The organism is Blastomonas sp., assembly GCF_030373265.1.
GTDB lineage: Bacteria > Pseudomonadota > Alphaproteobacteria > Sphingomonadales > Sphingomonadaceae > Blastomonas.
Genome location: NZ_JAUCZC010000013.1, coordinates 22,062 through 40,106, shown reverse-complemented (window position 1 = coordinate 40,106; position 18,045 = coordinate 22,062). Strand labels below are relative to the sequence as shown.

Genomic DNA, 18,045 nt, shown 5'->3' with positions numbered 1-18,045 from the left:
CTTCGCCGTTGGGGGATGGAAGTTTTTATATGTTGCCAATAAAATTAGTAGAGAATACGCCTGCGATACGGATGCCAGATGGTCCGTGCCAGATTTTTGCGGAGCTACGGCTCCCGCCATGAAAGCAACTGTGGATGCCGGACCTGGGACTTTTCAACTTTGCCGATATCTGGCCCTTCGTCCTGGCGGGCTTTGCCGCGCAGATGGTGGATGGCGCGTTGGGGATGGCGTTCGGCGTGATCTCGAGCACGCTGCTGGTGTCGGTGCTCGGCGTACCGCCGGCGCAGGCGTCGGCAGGCGTGCATCTGGCCGAGGTGTTCACGACCGGTGCGTCCGGGCTCAGCCACGCCTGGCACCGCAATATCGACTGGGCCCTGTTCGGCCGGCTGGTGGTGCCTGGCGTGATTGGAGGTGTGGTCGGGGCCTATGTGCTGTCGAACATCGATGCTGGCATCGCCCGGCCGCTGGTGATGGCGTATCTCGCGGTTGTCGGCCTGATGCTGCTCTATCGCGCCTGGCGCTTTCCGCCGCACAAGTTCGAGGACCCGCGGGTGGTTGCGCCGCTGGGCGCTGCCGGCGGATTTCTCGATGCCGCCGGCGGGGGCGGGTGGGGGCCCGTGGTGACCTCCAACCTGCTGATCCAGGGAAGCGAGCCGCGCAAGACCATTGGTACGGTGAGCGCGTCGGAGTTCTTCCTGACCGTCTCGATCTCGCTGACCTTCATCCTGACCCTGGGGTTCGAGGCCTTCACCAGGGCGACCATCGGCCTGCTGATCGGCGGCGTGCTGGCTGCGCCGTTCGGCGCAATCCTCGCCAAGAACGTCCGCCCGCGCATCCTGCTGTTCCTGGTGGGCGCGGTGCTCACCGTGACCAGCGCCTTCAGCATCTACAAGGCGCTCGCCTGAGGGAAGTTTCGACCAGCCTAGCCTTTGCGGTAGGCCGCTATCTTGATCACCCCGGGTCTGATGTTCACCTCCCCCGTCACCACCAGCGCTGTTCCCGGCGGTGCAGGCGGGGCCGTGTCGCCGATCATCGGCAAAAGCGTGATCGGGCGCTTGACAGGACGCGGGCGTTCGAAGGTCACCACGGTATAATCGCCGATCGCCCGGATCGCGGTGATCGCCCCCCACCATGCCTCATCCGTGCGAAGCGCTGTTTGCAACTGCGCCAGCGTGTGCGTGGGTGGGTACTTTCTGTCGTCGCTCATGGTGTTGCCTCCATTGCCTGGATCTTGGTCAGGATATCGGAAACCTTGGCCGCGCGATCGGGCGCCCGGCAGTAATCGGTATCCAGCTTGATCCCGATATTGCGCCAGGTGTCGATTTCGGTCGCGCCTTCCGGAACCCCAAATTCCTGTGCGGCAAGCGCCAAGCGGCGCGCGCGCCGCGTGGGGTCGGTCTCGTCCTCCAGCGCCGCCGCCAGCGCTTCGTTCGTTTCCGCCATGTCCTCGGCAATGCTGCAGGCGGTCAGCGCCTTGGAGAGAATGGCCTCGTTTGCGTTCTGCGCCTCGACCGCGCGGTTGACCACCTTGGCGATCGCGAATTCGAATGATCCGGCGCGCTGATATGCAGCAAGGTCGCCAAAGGCGAGGGGGAGGGGATAGGCGATGGCGTCCTGCATCATTGCGCGGATGATATCGGTGCGGATTCGGGCCCGCTCGGCTTCCATCGTCGCGAACATCGCAGGCAGCGTGCGGTCGTAGAACAGGTTCTTGTCGAACGATGCGCGCGCACCCAGAAAGGCTGCAGCAGCCGTCGCGAACGGATTGACCTCGTCCGCCTCTGCAACCGCCGCAGCCCCGGTGAGGCCAAGCAGCGCAATATCGAATGCCAGCCCGGACGCCCGGCTTTCCGATCCTGCCTGTGCGCGAAACTCTGCAAACCGGGCGTCGATCGCATCCAGATACAAGGCAATGACGAGGTTGCGATAATCCATCGCCGACAAATCGAGCCGCGCGCTGTCATCGTCCGCATAGAAGCGCAGGAGCGAAATCTCCGGCTTGAACTTCTGTGCGGTGGCGACGCTATCGGCAGGGGACAATACCGGGCGCTGCGCTCCGCTCAGGCTGGAGCAGCCACCGACCAGCGCGCAGCTAACCAGGAGAAGCAGACCACTGCAGCGATTGACCATGATGTTGTGATCCCCCCGTTTCGATCGGGCACACCACAGCAGTTCAAAACGAGGCTGGTCAAATTATGATACGGTAATCGGTCTGTCGGGCACTAAAGCCTCATGATTGCGGCGGCGATCCAGCGGTCTTCGGAACGCAGGATGCCCCAGGCGCGGGCGGCCGCGCGGCTGTCCATGGTTTCCACGCCAATGCCGCGGGCTTCCATCGCGCGGATGAAGGCGCGGGGAGGGTGGGCCAGCGCCGGGCCGGTGCCCAGCAGCATGAACTCGGGCGCAGGGTCCATCGCCAGCACCTGATCCATCGCCGCGACGTCGAGCGCATCGATCGCCGGCGCATCCCAGGGCATCGCGGACACAGGGGTGAGCACCAGGCTCGATTCCACCCGGCGCGGACCGAGATTGTCGCCGTCCAGCTTGAATCCGCGCGCGGTAAAGCCGGTGATCACCGGTCCGGAAGCGCGCGGGTCCTGGTTGAATTCAGCCATGGCCTGTGATGCCGATCAGGGCTGGGCGCCGCCGCCCATGCCCTCTTTCAGCTTGGCCGCGGCCTTGTCGGCATCGGTCGCATGCGGCACGAAGCTGTGGGCGCCGACACCCAGCCAGACGAGGATGGGGTTGGCCATATAGACCGATGAATACGAACCCACGAACAGACCCAGGGTCATCGCCGCGGTGAAGCCGAAGATCACGCCCGGGCCGATCAGCAGCAGCGCCATCAGCGCGATCAGCATGGTCAGCGTGGTCATGATCGTGCGGGCCAGGGTCTCGTTGGTCGACAGGTCGAGCAGCGCGATCATGTCCATCTTGCGGTATTTGCGCAAATTCTCGCGCACGCGGTCGAACACGACGATGGTGTCGTTGAGCGAATAGCCGATGATGGTGAGCAGTGCGGCGACGATGTTGAGATTGAACTCGAGCTGGGTCAGCGCGAAGAACCCGAAGGTCAGGGTGACATCGTGGACCAGCGCAAACAGCGCCGCGACCCCGAACTGCCATTCGAACCGGAACCAGATATAGACGGCGATCGCCATCATCGCGAACACCAAGGAATAGACCCCGGTCGACAGCAATTCGCCCGACACCTTGCCGGAGACCGAATCCACCCCATCGATGCGCGCGCCCTGCGCGGCATATTCCGTCGTGATCATCTGGGTCACCCGGCTGGTGACCGCGTTGACCTCGTCGACATTGTCTCCGGAGAGCCGCATGCGGACCGACACCTGGTTGGGTTCGCCAAAGCGCTGGATCGTCGATTCCCCGAGGTTCAGCGCCTCGATATCGTCGCGCAGATCGGCCACTGGCGCTTCTGCCACCTTGTCGAACGTCACCTGGATCATCTGGCCGCCGACAAAGTCGACGCCGAGATTGAGACCGCGCACCCCGACCAATACGATCGAGGCGATGATCGACAGCAGGCTGATCGTCATCGCGATCTTGCGCCAGCGCAGGAAGCGGAAGTTGGTGTCGTCCGGGACGAGCTTGAGGAGCTTCATGGGATAAAGCCTTAAATTACGAGTTCGCGCGGACGTGCGCGCTTCAGCCAGATGGCAACGAACATGCGCGTGACATACACCGCCGTCCACACCGAGGTGACGATACCGATCATCAGCACCACCGCAAAGCCGCGCACAGGGCCCGATCCGAACAGGAACAGCAGCACCGCTGCAATGACATTGGTGATGTTGGCATCATAAATGGCGCGCGAGGCTTCGGTGTAGCCGACCTCGATCGCCTGGATGATCCGCCTGCCGTTCTTGCGCTCTTCTCGAATGCGCTCGTTGATCAGCACGTTGGCGTCGACCGCCGCACCGATAGTGAGCACGAACCCTGCGATACCCGGGAGGGTAAGCGTCGCGTTCATCAGCGCCATCACGCCGAGGATCAGCAGGATGTTGAGGATCAGCGCGATGTTGGCGTAAACCCCGAAGCGGCCATAGGTTATGATCATGAACGCCAGCACCGCAACCGTGCCGACGGCGCCTGCGAGCATTCCCAGCTGGATCGATTCGGCGCCAAGATCGGGTCCGACCGAGCGTTCCTCGACCACCTTGAGCTCGATCGGCAACGCGCCCGAGCGCAGTGCAATGGCCAGCTGGTTGGCGCTTTCGGTGGTGAAGTTGCCCGAGATCTGCGCGGATCCGCCCAGGATCGGCTCGTTGATGTTGGGGGCCGAGAGCACCTCGCCATCGAGGATGATCGCGAACGGCTTGTTGACGTTCTGCTGGGTCAGCCGGGCAAAGCGCGTGCCGCCGTCGCGATCGAAGGTGATCGACACAACCGGCTCGTTGGTCTGCTGGTCGAAGCTCTGCTGGGCATTGGTCAGCTTGTCGCCGCGGATGCCGCCCAGACGGCGGACCGCGATCGCGGTACCGCCCGCAGGATTGCTGGGATAAGGGACGATCTCGCTGCCGACAGGCGCGCGGCCCGCGGCAATATCCTCGGGGCTGGCGTTGAGATCGACCAGCTTGAATTCGAGCTCGGCGGTCTGGCCAAGCAGTTCCTTGAGCGCTTCGGGATCGTCGAGTCCGGGGACCTGCACCACGATGCGGTTGTCGCCCTGGCGAATGATTGTCGGTTCGCGCGTGCCCAGTTCGTCGATGCGTTTGCGCACCACCTCGGTCGCGGTTTCCATCGCCTGATCGAGCGCCTCGGTGAGGCCCGCGTCGGTGGGGGTCAGCACGATGCGGCTGGTGTCGCGCACCTCGATATCCCAGTCGCGCTGGCCGGTCAGGCCTGCGCCGGTGGTCAGCGGCAGGATCGCCTCGCGCGCGGCATCGACCTGGCCGACATCGCGCACCAGGAAGGAAAGCCTGCCGCCCTCACGCGAAATATCGCCGATGCCGATGCGCGGCGTCGCCGACCGCATCGCGCCACGCACGGTTTCTTCCATGTTCTGCAGCCGCTGGGCCGCAACGTCGGCGGGGTCGCCCTCGAGCAGGATATGGCTTCCGCCCTGAAGGTCGAGCCCGAGGTTGACCTTGGCCTGCGGCAGGAAGCCGGGATAATATTGCCCGACGCTGGCAGGCAGCAGGCTGGGGATCGCAAGCAGCACGCCCAAGGCGAGCACGAGGCTGATCGAGATCGTTTTCCAGCGCGGAAAATCAAGCATTCTCAAGGCTTCCTTGGCAGAGCTGCCTCATGCGACGCGCAGGGGCGGGCAAGGCTGGCGCGGACCGGATGTGCGCGCCATATATTCATCGGGCCCGTGCGCGGCAAGGCGCTCGGATCAATCGTTGGCAGGCGCGCCGCCGGGCAGCACGACATCGCTGATCGTTGCCTTGACCGCGCGGACCTTGGCGCCGCCCAGATCGATCTCGACATAGGCGTCGTCGACCTTGGTCACCTTGCCGACAAGGCCGCCGCCGGTGATCACCTGATCGCCGCGCTTGATCGCTTCGATCTTCGCCTTGTGCGCCTTCATCTGGCGCTGTTGCGGGCGAATGATGAGGAAGTAGAAGATCAAGAGCAGCGGCACGAACATCAAAAGCTGGGTCCAGGCAGGCGCCCCGCCGGGTGCGGCTGCGGCCAATGCAAGCAGAAGTGTCGAGTCCATGACGATAAATTCCGAATGTCTGAAAAATGCACAGAAGAGCGGCACGGGCAAAAACCCGGTCGCAGCGATGGGCGCGCCTATCACCATCGGCCGCTTATGGCAATTGATCTCGGCTGCGGCACATATGGGTGCAGGACAGGCTTGCCAATCGCGTTCCATGCCCATATAGGCGCGCTTCCCATCAGCCGCAGCGCGGCGATGGCACGGTCGGGACGTAGCGCAGCCTGGTAGCGCATCACACTGGGGGTGTGGGGGTCGGAGGTTCGAATCCTCTCGTCCCGACCAATTTAACCAACAACTTAACCATACCTACCCGCCGCAGCTTGTCGCGCGGGTAGGCAATGGGTAGGCCGCTAGTGTTCTCTGCGTCAGCATGCGGAGAGACGGTCAAATGTTGACGCATGCTCCTTCCGTGAAAGATTTCTGGCCAACGCCAAGTTGAAATGCGATCAATCTTCCCGTCGGATTCCAACCGCACCGCTTGTTGACGTGCCCGACGAACTTTTAGCAGCTTGTCGGGATATCGTTATGAAGGTCAAACGCATTCATCTAAAAAGCTTCAAGCGCTTTACTGACTTGGAAATCACTGGGATACCCGAAGCTGCAAAATTGGTTGTCGTTGTTGGACCTAACGGCAGTGGAAAATCCTCACTGTTTGACGCATTCATGAGTTGGCATCGTCAGAAAGTTGGTTGGGGCATTGATGGGGATCAGGCCTACTACCAGAAGGGTGAGGAGAATTCATTTTCTTGGAATCAGTCGGCTGTGGTCGAAACGCATGAGGGAATAGCGCCAGTCAAAAGCTCTCTATACGTAAGAACTGCTTATAGAAATGATGCTGATTTCACTGTTGGTGAGCTGAAAAAGCAAAAATCGCCTTCAGAAAATTTGCGTATTCAGAAATCTATTCAAAATGATCAAGTTGTATCATTGAACTATCAGAGACTGATATACGATACTATTTCAGGCGTTTATAATGCAGATAATAATGAAAAAACAGTTGAAAACCTTAGAAACGAACTAATTGGCGGAATTAGGCATTCTATGAAATCGGTCTTTGGCGATCTCATGCTAAATAACATAAGTGATCCTTTGGGAGACGGAACCTTCAATTTTTCAAAAGGATCTGTTGCTTCGTATCACTATAAAAACCTCTCTGGCGGTGAGAAGGCTGCATTTGATCTATTATTAGACATGCACATGAAGCGAAAATTCTATGCAGATGCAATTTGGTGTATAGATGAATTGGAGACTCACTTGCATACGCGCGTTCAGGGTGCATTGATGAGAGAGATGTATGCACTGATTCCTGAACAGTCCCAACTTTGGATTACCACCCACTCGCTAGGCGTGATGAGGGCGGCGCAAGCTTTAAGCATCGAAGCGCCCGGCACCGTCGCAATCATAGATTTTGATGGCGTCGAACCTGACGAACCTCGCCAGCTTGTTCCAAGTAGTATCGGTCGAATTGCTTGGGAGAAAATGCTTTCGATAGCGATTGACGACTTGTCTAGCCGCATCGTTCCATCGATCATCGTAGTTTGCGAGGGTTCTGCGGTCGGCAATCGACGCAAAAATTTCGACGCTGAGATTTACAATCGCGTTTTAGGTTCATCGGCGGCAGAGATCGTTTTCGTCTCGGGCGGGTCATCAAACCAAGTCGCAACAGCAGGTGCAAGCGTTCGTTCTGCCTTGGACGATATTGCAAACGGCGCGCGCGTTATATCCCTGTGTGACAGAGACGACAAATCCCAAAAAGAAGTGCAAGACTTCGAGAAAGACGGAAACCTTGTTTTGGGCGAACGGAACTTGGAGTGTTACCTGTTTGCGGACGATGTTCTCACCAAGCTTGCGCAAAGCGCCGGTCATAGCGACAAAGTTGGCGACGTGCTTCAGATCAAGGCCGACGCACTCGCGGCCAGCGTGGCGCGCGGCAATCAACCGGACGATCTGAAATCAGCAGCAGGCCAAATTTTCACCAACGTTCGACAGACTTTGACGTTGGCTAGGCCTGGCAACACCACCGACGCATTTATGCGGGACACACTTGCACCACTAATTACGCCCGGTATGCCGACGCACGCCGCGATGAAAGCGGCAATTTTGGATCGTCTTTGACCGATCGCCTACCCATACCCTGCCCAATCGGACACCGGGGCATTCGGCTGACAACCTTATGTTGATTTCGCTGAGCATTCTGGTTCGCAATTGTCATTGGCCGTCGCCTCAATACGGCGAGGGTATATAGTTCGAACGAGACCCCGACCCTACGTTGGCACGACGTAAGGCCGGGGTCCAGCGACGCAACCGGGGAAGGTGGTCCGGCGCGGCTAGGGAACGAACGGCAAGGCCACGTTCGCGCGTTCCTTGCGGCTGAAGCCACGCCAGAGAGGAATCGCGATCACAGGCACATGGGGGTCAAGGTCGTCGGCCCCGGCGGCGCTGATTGCGTCGGCAACAGGCTGCAAGGGGTCGCCAAGCCCGATAAGGCACAGGGCGGGCCACCCATTGCCATTCTTGCCAAGCCACGGCGACAGGTGGGGCTTGGCGGCTGTCTCGGCATTGAACCGGACGCTTGCCACACGCTCTGCGACGCGAGGTTGGCCGGGCGGATATGGCGACAGGTCCGCCGCTTCAGGCAGGGTCAGGCCATCGCAATGTTCGAACGATACCAGCAATGGAAGCGATTGTTCGCCGAACTCACCATTGAACGGTTCGTTGAAATCATGCGGCAACAGTTCGGCGAAGCGCCCCTTCACAAGAATGTCGTCGTAACGTTCGACAACTGGCATACGCGCGCCCAACAATCCGCGACGTGGCGCGCGGCGCTTATGGGCGCATGGCGACAGGCGCGACGCCGAACTTGCATCAAGCCAACGGGCGAACCACGCAAGGCTCTGCCCGGCCATCGTCATGTAAGCCGAACCCGCGTCGCGACCTTCGCCGCGATGCCCTGCGAATGGAAGTTCAAGCGGACCATGCCCACAATGCGCGTGTAGCGCGAAGCCACGTCGCGAATGTCTTCGGCCATCTGAAGCCCGCTCTGAATTTCCGGCTCAAATTTCTCGACGGCCTTAACGCGCCATTCTTGGTGCTGTTTTTCGGGAATGCCCAACAATGGCGTCGGCATTTTGACCATCAACGTTGCTAAGTCGCGATGCTGAAGCATGGTTTCGCGGATCGTCGCGGGACCGCCTTCTTTGGCGTATGTCTCGCGAACGAAACCAAGCCATTTGTCGTTCAACCACGCATTTTCAGATTTCAGCGCGAACCGTTCCTTCAAGGCTTGGTTCGCCGCTTGGGCGTAGGCATCAGCGTTGGCCTTTAGCCTTTGCTGCACTTCTTCCAACTTCGCCACCGTGCGCGCCGAAACTTCGCCGCCGACGGCATGGCGTTCGGGGTCCGACCGGGTGGCGTCGCCAGTCAACGCGGTGATCGTTTCGGCACCGCTGCGAAGCGCGCTATGTGCGCTGTTGATTGCGCCGCTAATTTCAGTGTTGTGTTCGAACTGCGAAGGGTCGCCTAGCCATGCCTTCATTTGGCTGTCCCGTTGCGTTCCCTGAATTAACGATACGGCGGCTTCTGTGTTCACGAGTGCGATGTTCGGTGCCATGTTCATTGTCGTATTCCTTCCGTTCGGACTTTGCCGCTTCAATCAAATTTCGTTGCAATTCGGCCCATTGAATTTCGAGTTCGGGCAACTCCGCTTCGTTGCATCGGGTCGGCACGACGACGTAGCTTGGCGGGGCGCGGCCATAGCGCTCGACGTGTCGGGCAATGGCCGACTTCAGGTCTTCGTCGTCGCATTCGATGACGTTGGGAACGACCGGGGCATACAACGCTTCGAACTGTTGCAGTCGGCGCATGACGGTTGCGACGCTAACCACGGCTCAATGAAACCCGCGCTTTTCGAGTTCGTCCAGGCGGGCGTTCATGGCCGCGAGGTCGCCACCTTCGATGATGCGCGACAACAGCATGATGGCATTGGCGAACCGGCTCAAATCGGCGGTTTCCATATCGCCTGCCAAGGTGCGGCGAATCAGCTTGGCCAGTGCCCTTGAGCAATCGCGCGTCGTTTCCAGCGGCAGGCGAACGACCTTCTTCGCCGAAGGGGTGGCCGCAGGCTTTCCCCATGCATTCTGCGAGTTTGCGGGCTGTTCAACGAGCGACATTCGACACCATAGACCATAGTTTGAGGCAGTCAGATGCCGAAAACTACACTATGGACCCGCTTTAGAGAAGACAAAATTCTATGTAGGCGAGTATATTTCCAATATTCCCCAGTTGAGCGCAGATCTTCTAAGTGATCTAATGCCCGTGTTATTGTTGCGTCAGCATCTTCTTTGATAACTGCGATGCATTCTTGTTCTAGAAGTTCGCGAAATATGTCCGGCATGTTCGCTGTAAATAAATTTCGTGCGACGAACATTGCGTCGCCGTGCGTTAACGAAGGATCGGCGAACACTACGTCGCGCCGCCGGTCCAACTTCGCAGCAACGACATTGGCAACGATGGGGTGACGTGCCAGCTTGTCGGCCATTTCGCGGGCGATGCCTTCAAGGCAGTTGGGCGACCATTTCGTTATGAAGCCTTGTGTTTGCCACGCGGCTTCGGCGTCGCGGTGATATGCCCACACTACCTTGCGCGCCGTTTCCAGCTTCAGCGTTTCCGCCGAAGCTTTCATGGGCAGCGCGTCCGACGTTGCGAACAACAAGTGAGCAAACAGGCCGTGGACCCGCGCGCCGTTGTCGCCCCGATGCAACCGAACGCCAAGGTCCAAGTTTTCCAAGGTCGGTTGCTTCCATAGCGTTTCTATTTCGTTGTTCATCACGATGACCTCTTCAATGGCGACCGTCGCCTACCTAAGGCGCGGTTCAACAGTTCGTTTGTTGTAGAATTGAACGTAGTTTCAATGAGATATGCGACGGCACCTTTGCCCACTTTATCGCCGGGTAGGCCGTGGGCAGGTTCACGTTCGCCGGTATGAGCGAGTATGAAAACGGTATGGAAGCGAAAAATCCCATAACATGCTGTAATTGCGCTATTTTCTATACGAGTATGAAGAAATGAAGATATGAAGGGGTTACAGATTGAGTGAACTTTTGGGGGCGCGCCGTCGCGCCCTTCCATACGTTCATTTATCCATATTTGGCTGTTTTGTGCGGGTTTCAGCGTCATACGCCTTTCCCACCATTCATTTTCTTCGGTTCGAACACCGTCGCAAAATCATCCTTGAAGAAGATTTGAGCCTTGATGCGTTCAATGTCGTTGTCGGGATTATACTTCGCGCGGGTGTAGGACAGGAAACTACGACCACAGCCGCGCTCGACTTGATGACCGGGCCGACGAACAATTTCGCCGTTGTCGATCAACCCTTGAATAGCGGCTTCCAAGGCAGATTTTGGCCCGCGACGATCGTTCCGAAATATCGGGAGACTGTAGCAGCGATTGGAGATGTATTTATGCGTGACAATCCCGGCGACATGCATTTCTACAGTGCCGCCATAAATCTTGCCCAACCCGTCGTATGGCTTGCTCAAGCATTCGTTAAACGCTTTCCGAACCTTGTCCTGCTGAATGAGTAGGTCGCCGACCGCGCTACCTACGTCCCCGTCTTCGAACTTCGCGACAAGGCGGCGAATGTCGCGTTCAACATGCTTGCGCGCCCATTGCGCGTGTTCCAGCGTAATTATTGGCTGTTCATGGTCGCATCCGACGGCAAGCAATGCCGCAAGTTTCAGCCCCTTTTTGTGGGCACGGTTCCAAAGGTGGGCGCTTATCGAATGGCCAACCGCGTTGATTTGGTCGTCGGAATATTCGTCCAAATCGTCCAGTAACGCTTCGGCTTCCCGTGTGATTTCGACGTTCGTAACTTGGTTCGTCTGATTGTCCGAAATGCACTTTTTGACCAACGCGGTTAGCCGCGTCATCATCCCGGCTTGAGGCGTTGCGAACGGTGCGTTCCTGTTGCGGCGTGGACGTTGACCCCGATACTCGATGATATTGAAGCGGGGCAGCAACCCATTGGCTATCATTTCTTCGGACAGGTTGTCGTAAAACGGACCGGGTGTGCCTTCGCCGACCAAGCTGAAGGCCGGTGCATCTATGCGGGCCGTGTTGTTCGCGGCATTGCTATAGACCGTCGCGCCGATGAACTGTCCGCCGCCCGATTTGTTGTAAAGGTCCAGCAAGGCACGCAACAGCGCAACTTCGGCATTAGTCGCGTTCGGACGTGCGAGTTGCGTCAAGCGCAACGTCACTTCGCCCACAATCGCGACATACGAGGGCGGATTGCGCATCGATAAGTCGCGAAGTAAGCCTTGGCCGGATGCCATGTCGGCGGGGCCAATGAACTTGTCGGCATTTAATACGAAGTAGGGGTTGCCGCCCGTTATGTCGGTGAGAACCCCAACAAGCTTCGAAATGCCGCTGTTGATTGCTTCCTTCCCGGTGCCGGTCGGTGCCAGCAATAGAACGAAGTGATTTAAGCCGGTGCCGGATACGTTGAACACCCTGCCCACAATACCGGCTATAAATGCGATGGCCCCGGCTAAGGCGATTTCGGGGACTTGGCGGTGAGCGGCATCATAGATGAACTTCGCTACGTCGCCGACCAAGCCGGGCGGCGGCAGCACGTCTTCATTATCGTCCACAGGATCACCCCTGACGCTGCTATTCGGCATATTCCGAAGTGGATGCCACAGGGTCGGACAGGCGGCTTTCCGCCCATGCTTGAAGGTCGTCGGCGGTATAGACCGGAAAGCGGCCAAGCTTGCGAAAACGCGGCCCGCCGCCGACACAGGCCAGCTTGGCAAGGGTTTCGGTCGTTCCGAAGCCAAAGCGGTCCTGAAGGAAGTCAGCCGCTTGATGGCGGCGAAGATAGGTTGGTGTATCCATGTGTCGTCTCCTGACTGAAACAGAACAGAGACGAATAGATATTACCTAAAAACCAAAGCGTCACTAGGCCATGTGGAGAGATAATTACTTAAACGAAGCCCGCTTTCTAACTTCTTCTCTAATATTCTTTGCTACGTGCTTTTGTTGGTTGTAACGCTTTTCGTAATTTGCGGAAGTCCCGTCGTCTTTCACTGAGTCTTCGGCGTAATATTCGTCTTGAAACTTCGCGGCAGTGTCCATGTAGTTTTCGCTGACAAGCGCGGCGGCGGCCCGTTTGATGACGTCGGCTTTGCGTTCAGCGTCGGCTGAAATAGGGCGACCGCGCCTTTCCTCCCAAACTGGCTTCGTCAGGCCGAAATCAACGTTGAGACTGGGATACTTCGTCACGCCACACCTTCTTTGAACTGAACAACGTTCGATGCTTCGGGTGCCACACCCATTGCGGCGTTAATGCTGTTGGCGATGCTGTCCGACGCACGGCGTAGCGGGTCGTCGGCAAGGTGCGCGTAGCGGGCGGTCGTGGAAGGCGAAGCATGGCCTAGCAGCTTGCCCACAATAGGAAGCCCCATGCCCGACGCCGCACCCATGCTGGCGAAGCTATGGCGAAGGTCATGCAACCGAAGGCCGGGCAATCCCGCGTGGGCAATCACCCGCCGCCAAGGCCGCTTTAGGTCGCTACGCGGCTTGCCCTTAGCTTCGCCGACAATGACGTATGGATTGTCCTTCACGCGGGGAATGTCCGCCAATACCTTCAGCGCGGGTGCGCCAAGGATTACGTCCTTCTTCCCGGTCTTTGAATCTGGCAGGCGAAGAAAGCCGCGCTCCAAATCGACTTGCGACCATTCCAACGTCAAGATTTCGCCCAAGCGACAGCCGGTCAACAGCAACAGGCGAAGCGCGGCTATTGCATACGGGTCAATCACTTCGCGCAACGTGTCGGCGTTCTTCGGCCTGTGCTTCGTCTTCGCGCCTTGGGTGAACTGCCACGGCAACCCTACGGTTTCAGCTTCGCGCAAAGCATCGCCAAGGCGGCGAAGTTCGTCACCATAAAGGTAGCGTTCGTTGGCGTTATCCTTACCGATTTTGACGCCACGACGCGGGTTTTCCGAAATGTATTCGCGGCCAATGGCATAAGTGAGAATGCCGCCGAACAGCCTAACGGTGCGACGGGCAGCGCCTTCGCCGCCCTTCACAATGATGCGCTTGCCGTCGATAACTTCGTTCTTCGCGGTTTCGCCAGCGGCGACGGCGCTGAAGAAATCTTCAATGTGACGACGCTTCAAATCCTTGACGCGGCGATGCCCCAACAGCGGCTTGATATGCCGTTCAATGCATCCCTTATCCGTAACCTTCGTCGAAGCCTTCTTATGCCCACAACCCTTCGTCAGGTATTCGTCGCACAGTTCAGCGATGGTCGGGTTTTCTTCGGCGACCGGCTTTGCGGCAACGTCTTCGCCCAACTGGACCTTCGCCAGCAGTTCCGTTGCCTTTTTCCGGGCTTGGTCAACGGTCAACGTGGGGAACGTGCCGACCGTCACTTTGCGCGACCGGCCTTCGAAGTCGTATTGAACGATGAACGATTTCCGGCCCGATGGACGCACCCGAACGCCGAACCCCGGCAACGCACCGCACCACGTCACATAGTCGCTGGCGCGGGCCTGTAGGCGGTCAACAACACCGTTATTCAGCTTGGGCTTGGACATAGCGACTTCCCTTCGGGTAGGTCTTGGGTAGGTGGCATTCGGTAATTCGATGCCACCCCAAAACAACCCGGTAAAGCAAAATAAGCCTGTAAGTCACTGATATTCGTGGTTAACGGAAGTCTGCGTAATCACTGGAAACCGCCAGTAATCCTATGGCCCGCCACTGGGGGTGTGGGGGTCGGAGGTTCGAATCCTCTCGTCCCGACCAATTTTCAAACCACAGCGATCCGAAGATCGCGCCGGGTTTCAGCCAAACATCTCGGTATCGATCGACCGCTGCATGGCCTCGCCATAGCGCGGGCCGGCTACGGTGTGCTGGTTGATCAGGGCGTCGATCCGTGCGGCGGTGTCTGCCGGGATGATCCAGTCGGCGCGGGCGAAGTTCTCTTCCATGTGCGCGATCGACGCCGTGCCGGGGATCGCGACGATATGCTCGCCGCGCGACAGCACCCAGGCGAGCGAGAGTTGCGCTGGCGTCACGCTGCATTCCGCCGCGATCTTGCAGAACTCATCGACCAGCGCCCGGTTCGCGGGCCAGTTGATCGCGTTGAAGCGCGGCATCGTGCGGCGCAGGTCGTTGTCGGCGAGGGTTGTCACGTCGCGCACACCGTTTGCCAGAACCCCGCGCGCCACCGGCGAAAATGCGACGAACGTCGTTCCAAGTTCGCGGCAAGCTTCGAGCACCGCGATCTCGGGCTCGCGCGTCCACGGCGAATATTCGGTCTGCATCGCGGCGATCGGGTGGACCGCAGCCGCGCGGCGCAGCGTGTCCGCCGACATTTCGGACAGGCCGATGCTGCCGATTTTGCCCTCCGCTACCAGATCGGCCATCGCGCCCACCGAATCTTCGATCGGCACGCTGCGATCGCGGCGATGCATATAATACAGATCGACATGGTCGGTCTGCAGCCGGGTCAGCGAGTCGTCGATGCAGCGGCGGATGCTGGCCGGGCTGCAATCGATTCCGCGCGTTTCGCCCTCGATGACGATACCCATCTTGGTGGCGAGGAAGAACTCGCTACGGCGGCCGTTCAGCGCCTCCCCGATCAGCGTTTCATTATGACCCAGGCCATAGATATTGGCGGTGTCGAGATGGTTGTATCCCAGATCGAGCGCGCGGTTGAGCAGCGTGATCGCACTGTCGCGCGCGGGCAGCGCGCCATAGCCCCAGCTGAGCGACATGCAGCCAAGTCCAATGGGGTTGACCGGTCTGCCGTTGAGCGTGCGCGATGCCATGGCATTGAACCTTTCTGAGCGGGAGGATGCAGTGTGCCGGGCGCTGGCACAGGTGGCGATTGCAGGTCAACACCAGCGTCGCACTGGCAGGTCTGATCGCGGGTGCAGGATCGCGTGATTCGAGCATCGCCGAGGGCCCCGAAGGGCAGGGGAATGGCCGAGGTGTCATGTCGCCCCGATCGCATGACCCGCCTGTCTCGATCGGGAGCCTGCGGGAAGATGCCTGGCGCGTAACAGCGCCGGATTATTACAGAAAGTTCCGAGATTGCCGGGTCTGCTACCGGCATTATGTGCTGGCTTGCGACGCGCCGGGGCGCCGATGATTGGCGCGAGAGGGTCGCAATTGGCGCATTCCGGGACAGAATTTTATCCTCTTTTCCGCCTTTGGTAACTCGGCTATATGCACCTCTCCCAAGGGTGCGGGGGATAGGGGTCGGGCTATGTGCGTGTCCTTCCTGCGCCAGTGCAAGAAATATGTCTTGCCAGAGTCCCAAGGGTGTCGATACAACGCGGGCTCTTGTTTCCGCAACGAAGGGGAAAAGTACCATGAAGTCCATCATCAAGCTGAGCCCGGTTTTCGCCGCCGCTAGCATCCTGGCTCTCGCAGCCTGCACTCCGGAAGAAGCTGCTGAAGCTCCTGCCGAAGAAACCACCGAAGCCCCCATGGAAGAAACCATGGAAGCTCCGGCTGCTGAAGCAGGCATGGAAGCCGGTGCTGAAGCTGGCGCCGATGCCGGTGCAGAAGCTGGCGCCGAAGCCGGTGCCGCTGCTGGTGCAGAAGCTGCTCCGGCCGCTCCTGCTGAATAAGCAGACGCATAGCTTCGCCTGAAAAGGCAAAGCCATTGAAGACGCCCGGCGACCCATAAGGGTTTGCCGGGCGTTTTTATTTCGTCTCAGCGGTTCTGCCCATTTACCATCGGTTAGGCTCTTGGGTCTATGGATCGGCATCATGTGACCCATCGGCAGCGATGGCCGGCGGCGGGATCACGGATCAGCTCCAGTGGAGACAGGTGATGACGGCGATGATGCGCAAGCAGGTGGGGGCGAGCCAAGCGGCAACCGACCGCCGCTACGCGATCCGCATCAACGTGCAGATCGATGCCGATCTGCTCGATCAGGGCCGTCGGCGCTGCGGTGTCATGCTCACCAATCTTTCGATCACCGGCTGTCGCTTTGAATCCGATTACCCGTTGCGTCTGCCCGCGCCGATCACGCTGCTGATCGACGGGGTCGATCCGATTGTCGGTGAGGTGGTTTGGGCAAAGGGCAAGCTTGTCGGATGCCATTTCAGCGAGCCGCTGAGCCCGACGATCTGCAACCGCATCATCCGCACGCTGCGCGACCGCGCAAAGCACGTCTAAGCCACAATTCGCTCAAAATGCTGGTGGAGCTCGGCTGCGTTGCGCTCCCAGCTGAACCGCGCGACGCATTGCCGAACGGCCGCGGAGTCGGGCCGTGCAGCAAGGATTCCGTTGATCGCATCGGCCAAAGCTGAGGGGTGCGGCTGTGCGATCGACCCAGCCACCGGATTGGTCAGAAGCTCTGCCGCCCCGCCTGCGTGGCAGATCACGATCGGCGTACCGCAGGCAAGCGATTCAACCCAGGCATTGGCCAGCCCTTCGGATTTCGATGGCAACACCATGACATCGGACGCCGCCAGCCATCGCGGCAAATCGTCGTGCGGCAGGGACCCGGCAAAAATCACGCGGTTGTCAACGCCCAGCTTCGCGGCAAGCGCACGATAGCCGGCTTCGGATTCGCCAGCTCCCGCGAGGACCAGCTTGGCCCCAGGCAGCAGGGGCAGTGCTTCGATGATGAGGTGCTGGCGCTTGCGCGGGATCAGGGCGCCCACCGAGATCAGCATCGGCCCATCAATGCCCAGTTCGGCGCGCAGATCGCTGCCGTCGCGCGGCGCAAAGCGCTGCTGGTCGCAGCCGGTATAATGCACGCTGATTGCATCACCCGGCATGCCCAGCGCAATCATGTCGGCCTTGAGCACTGCCGACACCGCAAGCAAGCCGGCGGCCTCGCACCCCGCCTGAAGCACCATCCCGCGGGTCTTTGGCGCGTGCCCCCAATGATGAATATCGGCGCCGCGCGCCTTGACCGAATAGGGCAGGCCGAGGTCTTTGCCGATGATCCGGGCCGCCGGGCCGTCGGGATAGAAAAACTCGGCGTCGATCAGGTCGAACGGGTTTTGCGCATGCAGGCTGCGCACGAGCGGCAGCACCGCTCGCGCAAGCAGACGCGGCTGCCAGTGGCTGCCGATCGCCGGCAAATGCAGGAATTGCGGGCGATGCACGTCGAGCCCGCGCCAGCTTTCGTGCGGGGGAAGCGCTGCTATCGAACGGTAGCGGGGATGGCGCGACAGCGGCCAGGGCGGCACCGCCTGCGGGCTGATCACGGTGACGTCCACCCCCTCGCGCGCGGCCAACGCTGCCGTCTGGCGCTCGACGAAGATGCCGAAATTGGGGCGCGCCGCATTGGGGAACAGCGTGGCGAGGGTGAGGATGCGCATGATGCCGC

The 18,045-nt window shown here is 59.6% G+C and carries 20 protein-coding genes and 1 tRNA gene; 6 read left to right on the top strand and 15 right to left on the bottom strand.

What is annotated here, in order from left to right; genetic code table 11:
* Positions 1-134: 134 nt before the first annotated feature.
* Positions 135-905: a sulfite exporter TauE/SafE family protein gene (locus QUV11_RS09465; protein ID WP_300881994.1), complete on the top strand. Its 771-nt coding sequence runs from the start codon at positions 135-137 to the stop codon at positions 903-905.
* A gap of 17 nt (positions 906-922) precedes the next feature.
* On the opposite strand, the gene QUV11_RS09460 is transcribed toward QUV11_RS09465, so the two are convergent.
* The 6 genes from QUV11_RS09460 to yajC form a co-directional block, all read right to left on the bottom strand.
* Positions 923-1,207, bottom strand: a complete 285-nt coding sequence (locus QUV11_RS09460; protein WP_300881992.1) for a hypothetical protein — start codon at positions 1,205-1,207, stop codon at positions 923-925.
* Complete coding sequence (locus QUV11_RS09455) at positions 1,204-2,130, bottom strand: hypothetical protein (RefSeq protein ID WP_300881990.1); 927 nt, start codon at positions 2,128-2,130, stop codon at positions 1,204-1,206. The genes QUV11_RS09460 and QUV11_RS09455 overlap by 4 nt, the downstream gene beginning before the upstream one ends.
* 92 nt (positions 2,131-2,222) lie before the next feature.
* Positions 2,223-2,615 carry an Mth938-like domain-containing protein gene (locus QUV11_RS09450; RefSeq protein WP_300881988.1) on the bottom strand — a complete coding sequence of 131 codons (393 nt, stop codon included), beginning with the start codon at positions 2,613-2,615 and terminating at the stop codon, positions 2,223-2,225.
* 15 nt (positions 2,616-2,630) lie between these two features.
* The gene (secF, locus tag QUV11_RS09445; protein WP_300881986.1) at positions 2,631-3,623 is read right to left on the bottom strand and encodes a protein translocase subunit SecF; all 993 of its coding nucleotides are present in this window, start codon (positions 3,621-3,623) and stop codon (positions 2,631-2,633) included.
* Between the two features lie 11 nt (positions 3,624-3,634).
* A complete protein-coding gene (secD, locus tag QUV11_RS09440) occupies positions 3,635-5,239 on the bottom strand; it encodes a protein translocase subunit SecD (protein WP_300881984.1) in 1,605 nt (534 codons plus the stop codon).
* A gap of 117 nt (positions 5,240-5,356) precedes the next feature.
* Positions 5,357-5,683, bottom strand: coding sequence for a preprotein translocase subunit YajC (yajC, locus tag QUV11_RS09435; RefSeq protein ID WP_300881982.1), 327 nt, complete (start codon positions 5,681-5,683; stop codon positions 5,357-5,359).
* A 208-nt stretch (positions 5,684-5,891) separates the two neighbouring features.
* On the opposite strand from yajC, the gene QUV11_RS09430 reads away from it, so the two are divergent.
* Positions 5,892-5,968, top strand: a tRNA-Pro gene (locus tag QUV11_RS09430).
* 243 nt (positions 5,969-6,211) lie between these two features.
* Positions 6,212-7,801, top strand: coding sequence for an ATP-binding protein (locus QUV11_RS09425; protein ID WP_300881980.1), 1,590 nt, complete (start codon positions 6,212-6,214; stop codon positions 7,799-7,801).
* A 212-nt stretch (positions 7,802-8,013) separates the two neighbouring features.
* On the opposite strand, the gene QUV11_RS09420 is transcribed toward QUV11_RS09425, so the two are convergent.
* Together QUV11_RS09420 and QUV11_RS09415 are read right to left on the bottom strand one after the other, a co-directional pair.
* Positions 8,014-8,598 (bottom strand): hypothetical protein, encoded by a 585-nt coding sequence (locus QUV11_RS09420; protein ID WP_300881978.1) that lies wholly within the window; start codon positions 8,596-8,598, stop codon positions 8,014-8,016.
* Positions 8,595-9,302, bottom strand: coding sequence for a hypothetical protein (locus QUV11_RS09415; RefSeq protein ID WP_300881976.1), 708 nt, complete (start codon positions 9,300-9,302; stop codon positions 8,595-8,597). The genes QUV11_RS09420 and QUV11_RS09415 overlap by 4 nt, the downstream gene beginning before the upstream one ends.
* On the opposite strand from QUV11_RS09415, the gene QUV11_RS09410 reads away from it, so the two are divergent.
* Entirely contained in the window at positions 9,295-9,744 is a 450-nt protein-coding gene (locus QUV11_RS09410) for a hypothetical protein (RefSeq protein ID WP_300881975.1), read from the top strand. The two genes, QUV11_RS09415 and QUV11_RS09410, sit on opposite strands and share 8 nt — an antisense overlap.
* A gap of 140 nt (positions 9,745-9,884) precedes the next feature.
* On the opposite strand, the gene QUV11_RS09405 is transcribed toward QUV11_RS09410, so the two are convergent.
* The 6 genes from QUV11_RS09405 to QUV11_RS09380 all read right to left on the bottom strand — a co-directional run bounded on the left by QUV11_RS09405 (position 9,885) and on the right by QUV11_RS09380 (position 15,519).
* Entirely contained in the window at positions 9,885-10,511 is a 627-nt protein-coding gene (locus tag QUV11_RS09405) for a hypothetical protein (RefSeq protein WP_300881973.1), read from the bottom strand.
* A 346-nt stretch (positions 10,512-10,857) separates the two neighbouring features.
* Entirely contained in the window at positions 10,858-12,336 is a 1,479-nt protein-coding gene (locus QUV11_RS09400; RefSeq protein WP_300881971.1) for a DUF3987 domain-containing protein, read from the bottom strand.
* Between the two features lie 19 nt (positions 12,337-12,355).
* Positions 12,356-12,580 (bottom strand): DNA-binding protein, encoded by a 225-nt coding sequence (locus QUV11_RS09395; RefSeq protein WP_300881969.1) that lies wholly within the window; start codon positions 12,578-12,580, stop codon positions 12,356-12,358.
* 84 nt (positions 12,581-12,664) lie between these two features.
* Positions 12,665-12,967: a hypothetical protein gene (locus QUV11_RS09390; protein ID WP_300881967.1), complete on the bottom strand. Its 303-nt coding sequence runs from the start codon at positions 12,965-12,967 to the stop codon at positions 12,665-12,667.
* Entirely contained in the window at positions 12,964-14,283 is a 1,320-nt protein-coding gene (locus tag QUV11_RS09385) for a site-specific integrase (RefSeq protein WP_300881965.1), read from the bottom strand. The genes QUV11_RS09390 and QUV11_RS09385 overlap by 4 nt, the downstream gene beginning before the upstream one ends.
* A 246-nt stretch (positions 14,284-14,529) precedes the next feature.
* A complete protein-coding gene (locus QUV11_RS09380) occupies positions 14,530-15,519 on the bottom strand; it encodes an aldo/keto reductase (protein WP_300881963.1) in 990 nt (329 codons plus the stop codon).
* A 546-nt stretch (positions 15,520-16,065) separates the two neighbouring features.
* Between QUV11_RS09380 and QUV11_RS09375 the strand changes: the two genes are divergently transcribed.
* Both QUV11_RS09375 and QUV11_RS09370 read left to right on the top strand, forming a co-directional pair.
* Positions 16,066-16,326: a hypothetical protein gene (locus QUV11_RS09375; protein WP_300881961.1), complete on the top strand. Its 261-nt coding sequence runs from the start codon at positions 16,066-16,068 to the stop codon at positions 16,324-16,326.
* 206 nt (positions 16,327-16,532) lie between these two features.
* Entirely contained in the window at positions 16,533-16,880 is a 348-nt protein-coding gene (locus QUV11_RS09370; RefSeq protein WP_300881959.1) for a PilZ domain-containing protein, read from the top strand.
* Here QUV11_RS09370 and QUV11_RS09365 read toward each other — a convergent pair.
* The gene (locus QUV11_RS09365) at positions 16,877-18,037 is read right to left on the bottom strand and encodes a glycosyltransferase (protein ID WP_300881956.1); all 1,161 of its coding nucleotides are present in this window, start codon (positions 18,035-18,037) and stop codon (positions 16,877-16,879) included. The genes QUV11_RS09370 and QUV11_RS09365 overlap by 4 nt on opposite strands.
* Positions 18,038-18,045 lie beyond the last annotated feature (8 nt).